Annotated in this window: 13 protein-coding genes; 11 read left to right on the top strand and 2 right to left on the bottom strand. The window is 45.2% G+C overall.

Annotation, left to right across the window (positions count from 1 at the left end; genetic code table 11):
* Window positions 1-48 precede the first annotated feature (48 nt).
* A complete protein-coding gene (locus AB4351_RS02635; RefSeq protein ID WP_372125007.1) occupies window positions 49-2826 on the bottom strand; it encodes an insulinase family protein in 2778 nt (925 codons plus the stop codon).
* 304 nt (window positions 2827-3130) lie between these two features.
* On the opposite strand from AB4351_RS02635, the gene sixA reads away from it, so the two are divergent.
* Window positions 3131-3595: a phosphohistidine phosphatase SixA gene (gene sixA / locus AB4351_RS02630; RefSeq protein WP_017076794.1), complete on the top strand. Its 465-nt coding sequence runs from the start codon at window positions 3131-3133 to the stop codon at window positions 3593-3595.
* A gap of 110 nt (window positions 3596-3705) precedes the next feature.
* Here the strand turns inward: sixA and smrB are convergent, their stop codons facing one another.
* Window positions 3706-4236 carry an endonuclease SmrB gene (gene smrB / locus AB4351_RS02625; protein WP_004736048.1) on the bottom strand — a complete coding sequence of 177 codons (531 nt, stop codon included), beginning with the start codon at window positions 4234-4236 and terminating at the stop codon, window positions 3706-3708.
* Between the two features lie 62 nt (window positions 4237-4298).
* On the opposite strand from smrB, the gene prmB reads away from it, so the two are divergent.
* The 10 genes from prmB (at window position 4299) to hflX (ending at window position 16587) form a co-directional block, all read left to right on the top strand.
* Entirely contained in the window at window positions 4299-5231 is a 933-nt protein-coding gene (gene prmB, locus AB4351_RS02620) for a 50S ribosomal protein L3 N(5)-glutamine methyltransferase (RefSeq protein WP_017076792.1), read from the top strand.
* Between the two features lie 239 nt (window positions 5232-5470).
* Window positions 5471-6112, top strand: a complete 642-nt coding sequence (locus tag AB4351_RS02615; RefSeq protein WP_017087910.1) for a LysE family translocator — start codon at window positions 5471-5473, stop codon at window positions 6110-6112.
* A 524-nt stretch (window positions 6113-6636) separates the two neighbouring features.
* Window positions 6637-8094, top strand: a complete 1458-nt coding sequence (locus AB4351_RS02610) for a protein adenylyltransferase SelO (RefSeq protein ID WP_372125003.1) — start codon at window positions 6637-6639, stop codon at window positions 8092-8094.
* Window positions 8095-8251: 157 nt separating this feature from the next.
* The gene (locus AB4351_RS02605; RefSeq protein WP_121603504.1) at window positions 8252-8980 is read left to right on the top strand and encodes a response regulator; all 729 of its coding nucleotides are present in this window, start codon (window positions 8252-8254) and stop codon (window positions 8978-8980) included.
* Window positions 8981-9052: 72 nt separating this feature from the next.
* Complete coding sequence (locus tag AB4351_RS02600) at window positions 9053-10498, top strand: ATP-binding protein (protein WP_017076787.1); 1446 nt, start codon at window positions 9053-9055, stop codon at window positions 10496-10498.
* 111 nt (window positions 10499-10609) lie between these two features.
* Window positions 10610-11857, top strand: a complete 1248-nt coding sequence (locus AB4351_RS02595) for an ABC transporter substrate-binding protein (RefSeq protein WP_004736057.1) — start codon at window positions 10610-10612, stop codon at window positions 11855-11857.
* 181 nt (window positions 11858-12038) lie between these two features.
* Entirely contained in the window at window positions 12039-12977 is a 939-nt protein-coding gene (locus AB4351_RS02590; RefSeq protein WP_372125001.1) for a carbohydrate ABC transporter permease, read from the top strand.
* Entirely contained in the window at window positions 12974-13831 is an 858-nt protein-coding gene (locus tag AB4351_RS02585) for a carbohydrate ABC transporter permease (RefSeq protein WP_009848502.1), read from the top strand. The genes AB4351_RS02590 and AB4351_RS02585 overlap by 4 nt, the downstream gene beginning before the upstream one ends.
* A gap of 6 nt (window positions 13832-13837) precedes the next feature.
* On the top strand, window positions 13838-14950 hold the full coding sequence (locus AB4351_RS02580) for an ABC transporter ATP-binding protein (protein ID WP_372124999.1): 1113 nt from the start codon (window positions 13838-13840) through the stop codon (window positions 14948-14950).
* A 269-nt stretch (window positions 14951-15219) separates the two neighbouring features.
* Window positions 15220-16587 (top strand): GTPase HflX, encoded by a 1368-nt coding sequence (gene hflX / locus AB4351_RS02575; protein ID WP_372124997.1) that lies wholly within the window; start codon window positions 15220-15222, stop codon window positions 16585-16587.
* Window positions 16588-16655: the final 68 nt, after the last annotated feature.

Genomic DNA, 16655 nt, shown 5'->3' with positions numbered 1-16655 from the left:
AAAGGTTGATGCTTTCACATCAACCTTATGATTTTCATTCCAGCTTTATCAGCCTAGCTCAGTATCTTTCGGGCGTAACTGAAACTCATCAATAGAGCCAATTTCAACACCTGCTGACAGCTTCTCTTCCTCATTATGAGCATTACCGTGAGCATGCATAATCAGGCGATTTGCCGTGCGTGGTTTTAGCTGGCTAACCACAAAACGCATCATGTCTGAGCGAGTTAACCCCTTAAGGTCTTCCAATACGCGCTCTCTCTGGTTGAACTCAACATCCTTATTGCCTATCGCAACCCATAAGCGCTGAGCTCGCCCTCGCAAAGTCGTATCTGGTGCCGAAATCTGATTCCAGAGACCGCGCTTACTGCTGTGCCATTGATAGTCGTTAAGCTCCAACAGCACCATGTAAAAGGCATTGAGGAACTCATCTATTGAAGCTAACAAGTCAGCAGGGGCGGCATTCGGTGATTGCACATACAACACAATACCAGGGTGTCGGTTGAGCGGCATATTGCCAGTACCGACCATGTAACCTAGCTGCTGCTTGGTTCGTATCTCATGGAAGAAAGTGGCCGACATCAAATGGTTTGCCAATGAATACAGCGCGATATTTTTAGGTGAAATATCAGGGCATTGGTAATAAACCACAATTGCTGAATCATCTTGGTTACACACCACTTCACGTTGGAAGCTGCCGTTTTCACCGAGCATGATGAGCGGGCGCAGTGATTCTTCGTAAGCCTGATCTTGAACACGCAGTGCATCTTTTAGCGTTTCAGCCATCTTGTGTGCATCGGCTTTTTTCCAGTCGCCATACACAAACATCTCAACATGAAGTTCCGCCAAGATTGCTTGAACAAAAGAGGAGAGCTCATCGACCTCTATCGTTTCTAGGGCTTCAATTAACACGGAATAAGGCGGGTTATTTGGTTGAAGTATCCCAGTCATTGCATTAAACAACTGCGAAATAGGGCGATCTTGCGACGCGTTGTTCCAGTTTCTGAGCAATTGATGCTTGATGGTTTCGAAGCGTGTTGGACTAAAGTCGCGTGCTTGGAAACGTTCAAGAATCATATTGAGCAGTTGTGGCTGTTTCTCGCTAAACCCGGACAGAGTGAGCGTTACACCGCCCTGATGGGTGTACATGTTGTAGCCCATTCCGGCGATTTCAGCCTGATACGTATCTTTTTCGAGTGAGTCTAAGAACATCTCTACGCACAAGCGTGTTTTAACGATATTTCTTGGGCTAGCAACTGAGTGCGGGCTATCGATAGCGACATACACCACACCTTTAGGAACTCGAAATTGATGGTCTTGCAGGTGCCACAGCTTAAAGCCGTCGAGCTCTTCTAACAGTTGTGGGAACTTAGCGTCACCTTCCAGTTCAGTCGGGTCTAGATCGTAGCAAATAAACGGGTTTTTGCTTGGGAGTTCAAACTGCCAACCGGGGTTAATGCACGTAAAGCATTGAACTTGTTCAGCGCTAAAAGGTGTGACCGAGTAGGGAGTAAAGTACCACTTCGCTTCCCTGTCATACTCGAATCCCTGAGCAACAATGGTCGCTCGCATGTTGTCTACGGTTAAGTAAGGCAGCAAAGAACGCTGTAATTCGTCATCGAAATGCGACATTTTGTAATCGCCATACACCACATCTTGCTCTTGGTAGTGCTGCATGTTGATGACGAGGTGGCTGACGACATCAAGCGGTCTTGCTGGCTCTTGAAAGCGGAAAGCAGACTCTAAAACGGCGCGTTTTTCAAGATAACGCCACTCTTCGATGCCTTGTTGTTCAATGAGTTTGATGTACTGAAATATTGCTTGAACGACGTTATCGGTTTTGGTTAAGCCTTCGATGGTCATTGAGCAACTGATCGTGAAGTCACGATAGTTACTGCCACTTGCGCCGCCACCTGCCGAGAGGGAAGTAATCCAACCTTTCTCTTTCAGCTGCATCATTAAACTGCCTTCGCCTTCGTAACCGATAAGGTGTGCAAAGAATGATAATGGCTTAACCCCGTAGTGTTCATCCATGCTTGGCATTGGGAAGGTTAAGATAAGTTTGCGTACTTCTTTTATCGGTTTAACGTGTACTTGTACACCCGTGCTTAATTCGCCAACAATCGGAACTGCAACCTTTTTACCTTGTAGTTTGTGATTGGTAATCGAGCTAAAACGCTCCTCAACCCAACTTTGCATCTCATCTAATGATTGATTGCCAGACAGTGTCAGCGTCATTAGATCGGCTGAATATTGTTGCTGGTGGAAAGCCAAGATCTCTTGTCGAATCGTTTCACCGTTTCTGTCACCTAACGTCTCGATATTACCGACAGAAAACTTCGAGAATGGGTGATTGTGATTCACCAGTTCTTTGGTAACTTGGTACAAGCGTCGCGAGTCGTCGTTGAGTTTCATTTTATATTCGGAATCAACGGCTTGGCGTTCTTTATCTAGTGCTTCTTCGTTAAAAAGTGGCGCTGTGAAAAATTGGCTGAAGCGATCGAGTGCGGTTTCAAAGGCATTCAATTCAACATCAAAAAAGAAGCAGGTGTGTTCGGTTCCGGTCCAAGCATTGTTGCTACCGCCATGTTGGCTGATAAAACTTTGGAACTCTCCGACCTTTGGATACTTTTCAGTTCCCAAAAATAGCATATGCTCTAAGTAGTGCGCTAAACCCTCTCGGTCGGTAGGGTCATCAAAATGCCCTACATTAACGGCGAGTGCGGCTGCAGCTTTTTGAGCGTTCTGATCGTGAACTAACAGTACTCGCAATCCGTTATCCAAGGTTACGTAACGGTATTGATGTTCATCATTAGGGCTTAAATGCACAGAAGCATCTCCAGAGAAGGTGGTTTTTAAATTATGTACGCGATGATTTGAGGTGCAAACCTTGCGATCACATTTTGGGATATGAAGAGCTTTTTGGCGACTTCTAAATCATTTTTATCGATTTTTATCAGTGATTTATTTTCTTTTAATAAGATTGTTAAGAAAGTCGAACTCTTTAGCAAGTGACTTGATATAATTATTTATATAGACTGCGGTTTCTCTAGTTTGAGAGCCAAACGCTAAGTAGCGTATCGCTGATATGGGATATATCGACTTTCGAAATGTTACGTAGACAGGACTGAACATGAAAATATTCATAATGCGCCACGGTGAAGCAGAACATTTTGCGGATTCGGATGCAGAACGAGCGTTAACCAAGCGCGGGAAAATGGCATCTCTTGCAGTGGCTCAAGCTGCAAATGAGCAGGGGATTAGTCAATTCGATAAAGTGCTTGTGAGCCCATATTTAAGGGCACAAGAAACGTGGTTAGAAATCTCTCAGGCGTTTTCTGGAAAGAAAGTAGAAACCTGTGATGATATTACGCCTTATGGAATGTCCGACGATGTGTTTGATTTGACCGTAGCAATGGCAGAAGTAGAAAAACTAGAGACCATTTTATTTGTTTCTCATTTACCTCTAGTGGGCTACTTAACAGCAGAATTTGCAACGGGCATGGCGCCACCTATGTTTCCGACGTCAGGTTTGGCTTGCATTGAATTCGACCTTGAGACACAAAAAGGCGAGTTACTTTGGAACATCAATCCATAGTCGAGGTTTTATCTAACCTGTAGGCTGAAAGATAACAAAGAAAAGGGCACCTCAATGATTTGAGGTGCCCTTTTCTGTTTTTGACGTTGGGGGGAAATAGTGAGTCGGAGTTATTTATCTGGAATAGCAAGCAAAACCAACAACGCACCGTTACCACCAAACTCTAAAGGTGCTTGGTGAAAGGCCATCACGTCAGGGTGCTGCGCTAACCACAAAGGCACCTTTTGTTTCAGGATGTGTTTACCTATACCGTGCTGAACACAGGCACACGCCACGCTCTCTTTCACGCAGTGCGCAATCATGGCTCCTAACTCGCGTTTCGCTTCTTGTTGAGTCATACCGTGCATATCAAGATACACATCAGGTACGTAGACACCACGACGTAAGCGCTTCACCTCATACTTAGAGACATCATCACGCGCATAACGTGTTGGGCCTTCTTCGCTAAGATGCGGAATGAACTCATCCGAGAAATAAAACTCGCTATCACTGGCTTGTCTTGCCGTTCGAGTAATTTCTTTTTGCTTGGCATTTCTTTTTGGCTGCTGGACTATGGTATCCTGTTGCAACTTTTTAACGCCCTTTACTGCATCGTTGAATAGGGCGAAATCGTCATCGAAGTCGGTGTCTTTTTTGCTCATCAGGTTATGAATTCTAATTAGAAACGTAATTAGCAGTATTGTAGCGCTTTTCGGAGACAATTTTGGATAAGATTTTTGTAGAAGAAGCGGTATCAGAACTACACACGCTTCAAGATGTGATTCGTTGGACTGTTAGTCGCTTTAACGCAGCGGGCCTTTTTTATGGTCACGGCACTGATAACGCGTGGGATGAGGCGGTACAACTTATTTTACCTACTCTTTATCTGCCGATTGATGTTCCTTCGCATGTTATGAACTCTCGTTTAACGAGCAGCGAACGTCTGCGTATTGTTGAGCGCGTAATCAAGCGTATCAATGATCGTACACCAACGGCTTACCTAACCAACAAAGCTTGGTTCTGTGGTCTAGAGTTCTTCGTTGATGAACGCGTTCTTGTGCCTCGTTCGCCAATTGGTGAGCTGATCGAAGCTCAATTCCAACCTTGGTTAACTGAAGAGCCAACGCGCATCATGGACCTTTGTACGGGTAGTGGCTGTATTGCTATTGCTTGTGCTCATGCATTCCCTGATGCTGAAGTAGACGCGATTGATATTTCTACTGACGCATTGCAAGTAGCTGAGCAGAACGTTCAAGATCACGGCATGGAGCAGCAAGTGTTCCCAATCCGTTCAGATCTTTTCCGTGATTTGCCAAAAGAGAAATACAACCTGATCGTATCGAATCCACCTTACGTGGACGAAGAAGATATGAACAGCTTGCCAGAAGAGTTTACTCATGAACCAGAACTTGGCCTAGCGGCAGGTACTGATGGACTGAAACTGGTTCGTCGTATCTTAGCTAACGCACCAAACTACCTAACGGATGATGGTATTCTGATCTGTGAAGTGGGCAACTCAATGGTTCACATGATGGATCAGTACCCAGAGATTCCATTCACTTGGATTGAATTCTCTAATGGTGGCCATGGCGTATTCATGATCACTCGTGAGCAGCTAGTGGCTTGCGCAGATGAGTTCTCTCTCTACAAAGACTAAGCTTTGTATCGAAAAAGCTTCTTTGATTAGATTCGGGTTACCTTCGTTATTAGAGAAACCCTCTCTGTATTAATTTAAACGCCATGCAGCAATGCATGGCGTTTTTTATTGCCTACATTTTGGATATCGGGACTTAGCGTTGAGGATTCGTTGCATATTATTTAGTTGCTTAATATGAATAACTATCACATATTGATGGTCAATGTTTAGTCGTTTTAGTGAGTTAAGGAGAATTCGCGATGAGCTTTGATACATGGATTTATTATTTATTAGCGGTGCTGATTTTGACAGCTTCGCCCGGGCCAAGCTCTTTATTATGCATGACCAAAGGTGTGCAATCTGGCTTTAAACTATCGATATTTACCGCGCTGGGTAGCTTAACTGCGATTACTGGAATTCTAACGTTATCCTTTACCGGGCTGGGTGTGATTATTGCTTCCTCTGAAGTGGTGTTTAACGTCATTAAATGGACAGGAGCCGCTTACCTAATCTACCTTGGTTGGAAGTCTCTGCGTTCTAGTCAGCAAGATTACGACAACCTATCCAATCAACAATCCGATTCTAAATCGGTTAAAGAAAGTGCTGCGCAGCATTACCTCAGTGGCTTTATTGTTGGCGCGAGCAATCCCAAAGCTATCCTATTTTTTACCGCACTTTTTCCGCAATTTATTGACCCATCGATCGCTCTGGTTCCACAGTTCACCGTGTTTGCTTTGACCTTTATTGTAATGGAATTGTCTTGGTTATTGGTTTACGCCTATTTAGGGGCTAAATCGTCAAATTGGTTGTTTGCTAAAGGCCGAGCCAAGGTATTCAATCGTGTCACTGGAGGTGTCTTTATTGGGGCTGGTGCACTGCTTTCGACGACCAGTCGAGCATAGCTTTTGATTTATCAAATAGTTGAATAGTTACAGAAGTTTCTTGGTGTTGTCATAAAAGGTTAATATTAATGTGCTTGCTGATATCGGCATAAAGTCGATATATTGGTGTTACACCATCACGTTCTCGAGGAGAGACATATGCAGCATCAAGAAATGATTCAACACAGTAATTTCGGCGTTATCAGTCGCACTTGGATTTTCTCTACCCTTTCTCTAATGGGTATTCTTGCTCTAATGTAGTCAGTTTTATGGCTCAATATTTTCAGTTTTCATTATGAATACACTTGTTAAAAAGTCTTCAAAGTCAGAACTCTTACTCTCGTAAATGTGGCTCTTCTCATCAGTCTAGCCACTTAGCTTTTCCTCTTCTTAGCAGTACCTTTCTCTCAGTAACTTTTTTTCTCTGAATAATCTCTTTGTCTGATTAACCCTTTTATCTCAATAGACTCACTGCATAACCTGATCTGAAGTTGTTATCAAACTGTGATAATCTTAAATCATCTTTTATTTACAGTGTGCCTCTCATGTCTGTCTGGGATTCTATTTCATTTAACAATCGATTTACCGCATTACCTCGACTGTTCTATACCCCAATTCAACCTACACCGCTCAGCAATGTCCAATGGCTCGCATGGAACCATAATCTTGCGAATGAACTTGGCTTTCCGTCATTTGAAAACGCTTCCGAGGAATTGCTTGAGACGTTATCTGGCAATATTGAACCTGAGCAATTCTTGCCTGTAGCAATGAAATACGCAGGTCATCAGTTTGGCTCTTATAACCCGGACTTAGGTGATGGAAGAGGGCTGTTATTAGCGCAAGTTGTCGCGAAAAGTGGCGAAACGTTCGATTTACACCTTAAAGGTGCCGGTAAAACGCCCTATTCACGTATGGGCGATGGACGCGCTGTTATTCGATCAACCGTTCGTGAGTACTTATGTAGCGAAGCGATGGCAGGGCTCAATATCCCAACCACTCGCGCGTTGGCTATGATGACCAGCGATACACCGGTATATCGAGAGAAGCAAGAGTGGGGCGCATTGTTGGTGCGTGCTGCCGAATCACACATCCGTTTCGGTCACTTTGAACATCTGTTTTATACCAATCAGTTGGCTGAGCATAAGTTGCTGGCCGATAAAGTCATTGAATGGCACTTCCCTGAGTGTCTCGATGAAGATAAACCCTACGCAGCCATGTTTAATGAGATTGTTGATCGCACCGCTGAAATGGTCGCATTGTGGCAAGCGAATGGTTTTGCTCACGGAGTGATGAACACTGATAACATGTCTATCATCGGGCAAACTTTCGATTATGGCCCATTCGCATTCCTTGATGAATATGACCCAAGATTGATCTGTAATCACTCGGATTACCAAGGTCGTTATGCTTTCAATCAACAGCCTAGAATTGGATTGTGGAACCTATCGGCACTGGCGCACTCACTTTCGCCTCTGGTGGATAAAGCCGAACTTGAGGCGGCACTCGAACAATACGAACCACAAATGAATGGTTATTTCAGTCAGATGATGCGTCGTAAGTTGGGGCTGCTTTCGAAACAAGAAGGTGACAGTCGTTTGTTTGAATCTATGTTTGAGCTTATGTCGCAAAACAAAGTCGATTACCCAAGGTTCTTTAGAACGTTGTCGAACTTGGATACCTTGCCGCCACAGGAAGTGATTGATTTGGTTATCGACCGCGAGGCAGCGAAGCTGTGGATGGATAACTACTTACAACGCTGCGAATTGGAAGAGAGTTCAGTGGCAGAGCGCTGTGAAAAGATGAGACAGGTTAACCCGAAATTCATCCTCAGAAATTACCTTGCTCAACTCGCCATAGATAAAGCCGAGCGTGGTGATAGCAGCGATATTGAAGCATTAATGGTGGTTCTGGCTGACCCTTATGCAGAACACCCAGACTATGAATACCTTGCCGCCTTGCCGCCTGAGTGGGGCAAAGCCATGGAAATCAGCTGTTCCTCTTAACCTTCTATGATTCTTTGAGTCGCTAAGTACAGGTAGAGGTCACTAAGATGTGATCTTTATCTGTTTGTTCGTCTAACTTTACAAACATGTCAATAATCAAATAATCGGCCAGCCTATACACTATGTGAATAAGTTGTAAATTTAATAGGTTTGGGCGATGCCAACAAATACTCGAATTCTCGTGGTGGATGATGATCAAGAAATCCGCGAGCTGCTGGAAGAGTACCTCACAAAATCGGGTTTCGATGTCTCTTCTGTTGGAGACGGTGTTGAATTAGAAGCCCACCTGCAAAGCCAAGGTTATCCAGACCTGATTCTGCTCGATGTTATGCTCCCCGGTGACGATGGTTTTACCTTGTGTCAGCGAGTTCGAAAGCAATCTAATGTGCCAATCATCATGCTGACAGCGGTATCGGATGAAACCGATCAAATTATTGGTTTAGAAATTGGTGCCGATGATTACATTGCCAAGCCATTTAGTCCGCGCCAATTAATGGCTCGTATCAAAGCGTTATTACGACGTGTTCAAGTAGTGGATGACAAGCCAAGTGATGCACTGCCAAAGCAGATTGTTTTTGGTGATTGGACGCTCGATACACTCGCGCATAGAATTTCTCACAATGAAAACTCAGAGGAAATGGATTTGTCGGGCAGTGACTTTTCTTTGTTAATGCTGTTCTTGACTCGTCCTAATGAAGTTCTCGACCGTGACACCATCTCTTTCGCCACTAGAGGCCGCGAAGCGCTGCCTTTTGAACGTGGTATTGATGTGCAGCTTAGTCGCCTGAGAAGTCGGCTGGGCGACAGTGGTAAATACCCTCACTACATCAAAACTATGCGCGGTAATGGCTACATTCTTGCTGTGCCGGTTCAGTATGAACACTAAGCATGACCTACTGTTAATGAAGTAATGCTAATAAAGCATTTCCAATGAAGTATTCCGGATGAAATATCTCGTATGAACTGGATGAGTTGGTTGAAACCAAATTCGTTAGTCGCAAGAACCTTATTGTTGACACTGTTAGCCGTGGTGATAGCTCAAGGTATCGCAACGTCTATATGGTATAGCGAATCAAAACACAAAGAGCTGGAAGGGATTCGTTCTGCTTCGTCGAGCATGGCGAACATGTTTGCTTCAACGGTGACTTTTTTCCAATCTCTACCCGTTAAATATCGTCATATCGTGTTGGATCAAATCCGCAATATGGGGGGAACGCGTTTCTTCGTTTCTTTCAATAAAGAGGCTTTGATTGTCGAACCGATCCCCGATACCCGCTTAAAAACCGCCTCGATTGAAGCGATAGAAAGTGTTTTGAGTAGCAAACTCAATAAAGTGGCGTCAGTGCGGGTTGATTTCTCTCGTCCTGAACACCTTCGCTTGCTCAAAAATGACATCTATTTAAGCGATCTTCCGCGATCATGGGCACATCATACTTTAACGTTAGAACCGCTGAATCCACCCATTCTAGTTGTACAAATCGAATTGACCAGTCACGAATGGGTATACATTGCGGCATTGTTGCCTGCTCCATACGTAAAGCTCGACGATACGATTCTTGGCAGAGAGCAGGTGATCTTCTTAGTTTCTTCAACGCTTATTCTGCTGGTTCTAACTTACTTGATGATTCGTCGCCAAGTGCGTCCTCTGAAAAAGTTAGCAAGAGCAGCTAATGAGATGAGTATGGACATTCAGCAACCCCAACTGAAAGAAGAGGGGGCGACTGAATTGGTCACCGCGACGCGAGCCTTTAATCGCATGCAGCAACGGATTCGTCGCTATGTTGCCGACCGAGAGCACCTTTTTTCTGCGATCTCCCATGACTTAAAGACACCAATAACACGTCTAAGATTGCGTGCAGAGTTGTTGGAGAGTGAAGTAAAGAAAGACAAATTCAATAAAGATCTCGATGAGCTCGAGATGATGGTCAAAGGTGCTTTGCAAGCGGTAAGAGACACCGATCTACACGAGAATAATGCCATTATTGACCTCAATGAAATGGTGCTCTCTGTGATTGAATCTCATAACCAATACCAAACAAAGGTAGAGTTCGAGCCGGTCGTCATTGAGCCATTGGTCGCGAAACCACTGGCTATTAAGCGTGTACTGACCAACTTAATCGACAACGCAGTTAAGTATGGTTCATCTGCCGTAGTGGAAGTTAGTGGTGATGAGCTTTGGGTGGTCGTGACTATTCAAGACCGTGGTAATGGCATTCCAGAAGACAAGCTAGAGATGGTCTTTGAACCCTACTTTAGGCTGGCAACCGACGACCAAGGACACGGACTTGGCCTCGGGATCTGCCGAAATATCCTGCACGGACACGGCGGAGATCTCATTATTCGCAACTCCTCTCAAGGCGGCTTAGAAGCCAAAGTCTATATCCCAACAGGCCTAGAAGTGTAATGTAACAATTGTGTTACATAGGGCTTACCTTTTGTTTCAATCTTATCAATCAGAATAAGTAGACTCTTTATTGAACCGGACGTCGAGTCCGCTAAAACATGGAAGATAATAATGAAAATCAATAAAACCCTACTTACTCTATCTCTTCTTGCTGCCTCAACATTTTCTCAAGCTGGTGAAGTGGAAGTGCTTCACTGGTGGACTGCCGGTGGCGAAGCGAAATCCGCAGCGGTACTGAAAGAGATGATTGAAGAACAAGGCCATACTTGGAAAGATTTTGCTGTTGCTGGTGGCGGCGGTGAAAGTGCGATGACTGTTTTGAAAACTCGAGCAGTATCGGGCAATCCTCCATCTGCCGCGCAGATCAAAGGTCATGATATTCAAGAGTGGGGTGGTTTAGGTTTTCTAACGTCTCTCGATGCGACTGCTAAACAAGAACAATGGGATGAGTTACTGCCAGAGGTGGTGACTAAAGTGATGAAGTGGGATGGCGAATATGTGGCGGTTCCTGTTAACGTTCACCGTGTTAACTGGCTTTGGGCTAACCCTGTTGTTTTAGAAAAATCGGGCGTTACGGTTCCAACTACGTTAGATGAGTTCTTCGTTGCTGCAGACAAGATTAAAGCAGCTGGCTTCATTCCATTGGCTCACGGTGGTCAACCTTGGCAAGACGCAACCGTATTCGAAGCGGTGGCTCTTGATGTTCTAGGCAGTGAAGATTACAACAAAGCGTTCGTTGATCTTGATATGGACGTATTATCTGGCGACAAGATGGTGGAAGTGTTCACCAAGTTCAAAAAGATGCGTGACTACATCGACAGCAACTCTCCAGGTCGTGATTGGAACGTCGCAACTTCAATGGTTATCAATGGCGAAGCCGCGATGCAAATCATGGGCGATTGGGCGAAAGGTGAGTTTACTGCGGCAGGCAAAGTGCCGGGTAAAGATTACATCTGTGCACCAGCACCGGGCACTGACGGCCAATTTACCTTCAACATCGATAGCTTTGCGTTCTTTGAGTTAAGTGACAAAGAGAACCAAAAAGCGCAGCAAGATCTAGCGAAAACCATTCTTACTAAAGATTTCCAAGAAGTCTTCAACCTTAACAAGGGTTCTATCCCTGTACGTCTAGATATGGACATGTCTAAGTTTGACCAATGTGCGTTGGACTCAATGGCAACCTTTAAAGCGAGTGCTGAATCTGGCGATCTTGTTCCGAGTATGGCTCACGGCCTAGCGACAACAAGCTACGCTCAAGGCGCTATCTATGATGTGGTAACCAACTTCTTCAATGAGAAAGATGCCGATCCGAAACAAGCGGCAGCTAAGTTAGCAAAAGCAGTGAAAGCGGCTATCTAATCTAACTTGATAAGCGACACACAACGCACGTGAGTGACGGGTTGTGTTGCTTTATCGAACCCCCAGGGTGGGTAGGCTCGTAGGAAGCCTATCTGCTCTTCACTCCCAATTCTAATATGCGTGATGCTGATGTGGTGCCGAAAGGTAAGCCATTGGCTCGATTGTGCAACAAGGATAAGTTATGGAGCATGTTTTGACTGAGTCGACTCCAAAACCCACAAGGAGCCAGCCTGCACCGAAACCGAGTTTTGCTGACAGGTTGCAACATTGGTTACCTAAAATTGTGCTGGCGCCAACTGCGTTAGTGACCGTGGTGTGTATCTACGGCTATATATTTTGGACGGCCGCACTGTCGTTCACCAACTCTCGATTTCTTCCGAGCTTCAACTTCGTTGGTTTAACCCAATATGAAAAGCTGATGGATAACGATCGTTGGGTCACCTCAATCACCAACCTTGGTGTGTTTGGTTTTCTATTCATGGCGATTGCTATCTTGCTAGGCGTTGGTTTAGCGGTATTGCTTGACCAAAATATCCGTCAAGAAGGCGCGATTCGTACTATCTACCTCTACCCAATGGCGTTGTCATTCATTGTGACGGGTACGGCGTGGAAATGGATTCTTAACCCGGGTCTTGGCATTGAAAAGCTGATGCAAGACTGGGGATTTACTGACTTCAAATTTGACTGGCTCGTCAATTCTGAAATGTCGGTTTACACCTTGGTTATCGCAGCACTTTGGCAGTCTTCTGGATTCGTGATGGCGATGTTCTTAGCCGGTCTGCGTGGCATCGATTCTTCAATCATCAAAGCGGCTCAAATCGATGGGGCAAGCTTACCCACTATCTATCTCAAAATCATTTTACCTTGCTTGCGCCCTGTGGTTTTCAGTGCGGTGATCATCACCTCACACATTGCAATTAAGAGCTTTGACCTTGTGACGGCAATGACGGCAGGCGGCCCGGGTTATTCATCGGATCTTCCAGCGCTATTCATGTATGCCCACTCATTTACTCGTGGTCAAATCGGCCTTGGTGCTGCCAGTGCCATGATGATGCTTGCCGGCATTTTAGCGATTCTCGTGCCTTATCTTTACTCTGAACTTAGGGAGAAAAAGTCATGATGAACAACATCAATTTTGCTCGAATCTTTATTTATTCAGCACTGCTTTTCTTCTGTTTAGTGTACCTAATGCCATTGTTCGTAATGGCGCTGACGTCATTCAAAACTCTGCCAGACATCAAGGCGGGCAACCTGATGAGTTTGCCAAAAGAGTGGGTGTTCGATGCTTGGTATAAAGCGTGGGACACCGCTTGTACTGGCGTGAAATGTGAAGGCATCAAAGGCTACTTCTGGAACTCGTTCCAAATGGTGATTCCTGCGGTTGCGATTTCAACATTGCTCGGTGCATTCAATGGCTATGTCGTGACGAAATGGCAATTCAGAGGTTCAAACCTGTTCTTTAGTTTGTTGTTATTTGGCTGCTTCATTCCATTCCAAGTGGTGCTACTACCAATGGCAACCATGCTCGGCAAGATGGGGCTAGCGAACACAACCATCGGCTTGGTGATTGTGCACGTTATCTACGGCATGGCGTTTACAACTCTGTTTTTCCGTAACTTCTACATCTCGATTCCGGATGAATTGATCAAAGCAGCAAAACTGGATGGTGCAGGCTTCTTTACCATTTTCTTCAAGATCTTATTACCGATCTCTACGCCTATCATCATGGTGACGGTGATCTGGCAGTTCACCGCAATCTGGAACGATTTCTTGTTCGGGGTGGTGTATTCCGGCTCAGAGACTCAGCCAATCACCGTAGCATTAAATAACTTAGTCAACACCAGCACGGGCGTTAAAGAATACAACGTTGATATGGCTGCCGCGATCATCGCCGCGCTGCCAACGCTGTTGGTGTATGTCTTCGCAGGAAAATATTTTGTTCGTGGCCTAACGGCAGGATCAGTAAAAGGATAATTACCCATGGCAACATTAGATTTAAAACAGATCCGTAAAACCTATCGCAACGCGGACAACGAAACGTTAAAGGGCATCGACATCAGTATCGATTCGGGGGAGTTCTTGATACTTGTCGGCCCTTCGGGGTGTGGAAAATCCACCCTAATGAACACCATTGCTGGGCTAGAAAATATTAGCTCGGGTGAAATCGTGATTGATGGTGTTGACGTGGCGCAGGTTGAACCTAAAGACCGCGACATCGCGATGGTATTCCAGTCGTACGCACTTTACCCAAACATGACGGTACGCGGCAATATCGCCTTCGGCTTGAAGATCCGCAAGATGCCACAAGACGAAATCGACGCAGAAGTGAATCGCGTCGCTGAAATGCTACAAATCGAACAACTGCTTGATCGTAAACCATCGCAGCTATCTGGTGGTCAGCGTCAACGTGTCGCTATGGGGCGCGCTTTGGCGCGTCGTCCTAAGCTGTATCTGTTCGATGAGCCGCTTTCTAACTTGGATGCCAAGCTACGTGTCGAGATGCGACACCAGATCAAACGTCTGCACCAAAAGCTGAACACCACCATTGTCTACGTGACCCATGACCAAATCGAGGCGATGACCTTGGCTGACCGTATTGCGGTGATGAAAGATGGTGAACTGCAGCAACTCGGTACGCCGCAAGAGATCTACACCAAGCCAAATAACATGTTCGTGGCGGGCTTTATGGGTTCACCATCTATGAACTTCATTAAGACCATGGTGGATTTGGATGATGAGCAGAATCCGATCATCAAAGTAACGGGTACGTCTGAGCAAGAGCACCACATTCGATTACCACAAAGCATGCGTGAACAAGATGGCAAAGAAGTGGTGATTGGCCTGCGCCCTGAACACATCACTGAGCAGGAAAGTGAAGATGTGTCGGGAACGACCAAGCTAGATTTACAGCTGGAAGTCTTGGAACCTACAGGGCCAGATACGATTGCGATGGTGAAAGTGAACGACCAAGAAGTAGCGTGTCGCTTGTCGCCAGAATTTGAAGTGTCAGTTGGGCAAATGGCGCCGCTGCATTTTGACTTATCAAAGGCGGTATTCTTTGATGCTCAGACTGAAGCGAGAATTGATTTTTAGTTTTTGAGACAGTAGCTCAATGAGAGTCTAAGCTTAAACAAAGGCAGTATCACTAACTTATAATAAGTAACGTGATGCTGTCTTTTTTGTGTTTTAGCCTGTTTTATTTCCTCACGAAAACAGAGGGATAAACGAGATAAATGGATTAACTGCAATAATATCGCTAATTAGCCTCCGTTAGCTCTATAAAGCTGACCGAGAACAGCGTAGGATCGCGCTACTTTAGACCAAATACTAGGTTGCACATTAGTGCATAAACAGAAGAATACATGAAACTAACAGCAAAACCCTCAGCTAGTAACGCTTTACTTATTTCTATTACGACACCGGACTTCAAAGGTGACGAAGCAAAAGAGTCTCTTGCCGAACTTGCTCGCTTAGTAACAACCCTAGGGTTTAAAGTGGTCGGTACACAATCACAGCACCACAGTTCAACACAACGACAAAACGTGTTGGGCGCAGGTAAGCTTGCAGAAATTGCACACTTAACCGGTTACCAAGGTTCGATTGAAGAAGCCGAAGATGAAGATTTTATCGATGAGTCTTTTGATTTTCGTGCTGGTATCGATGAGTTAGATTTTGATGATCTTCCATCTGAAGACGTGGAGTTTGGTACTGCTGACGTAGTGGTATTCGACTGTGATTTGAGCCCATCTCAACTGCGTAATGTAGAAGCTCACTTGGGTGTCGAGGTGTTTGACCGTACTGGTATCATCATTGAGATCTTCAGCCGTCATGCTCGTACTCGTACCGCACGTCTGCAAGTTGAAATCGCTCGACTAAACTACCTAGTGCCTCGACTGCGTGAGACGGCCGACGGTGATAAAGAGCGTCAAATGGGTCAGGGTGCAGGTGAAACTTCACTAGAGCTAGACCGCCGTAAAGTACGTGACCAAATTGCTGCACTTAAGCGTGAGCTGGTTAGCGTACAAGACGAAATGAAGAACCAACGCACTCAGCGTTCGGAGCTTTTCACTGTTGCTCTGGTTGGCTACACCAACGCGGGTAAATCTTCGATGATGCGCGCTATGACCGCAACCGAAGTGAGCGGTGAAGATAAGCTATTCGCGACCTTAGATACCACGGTTCGTGCACTTCAGCCGATCACTCAGCCGCGTATCTTAGTGTCAGATACGGTGGGTTTCATCAAGAAACTGCCACACGATCTGGTTGCTTCATTCCACTCAACACTAGCAGAAGCGCATGATGCTTCATTACTGCTTTATGTGGTTGATGCTTCTGATGTTTCATTCCGCGCACAGCTTGATGTGGTACACGAAGTATTAGCGCAAGTGGGCGTTGAAGGCAGCGAAAAACTATTGGTACTGAACAAGTGCGATAGATTGAGCGAAGAAGAACAGTTAGAGCTGATTGAAGAATTCCCAGATGCAATGCTGACCTCGACTCGTGACCCGCTCGATATCACCAAACTACACAAGTACATTGTGGGTGTGGCTGAACAAGGCATGATCGAAGAAGAGATCACGATTCCTTATTCTGGACAAGGCATTATCGGTGAGATTCGCTCAAACATGAGTGTGGTGAAGGAAGAATACGACTACGAATGCATCAAGCTTACTGTACGCTCAAGTGCAATTGATTTAGCGCGCTTGAAAAAGCGTATGCAGAAGTCTTGATCGTCTATCTAGTTTAGATAAGAACGTCCAAAGAAAAGTCGACCACGAGGTCTAATGCCGATCAGTTA

Origin of the sequence: Vibrio sp. 10N.261.51.F11 (assembly GCF_041471665.1) — a bacterium.
Lineage (GTDB): Bacteria > Pseudomonadota > Gammaproteobacteria > Enterobacterales > Vibrionaceae > Vibrio > Vibrio crassostreae_C.
This window is presented reverse-complemented; position numbering and strand designations above follow the sequence as displayed.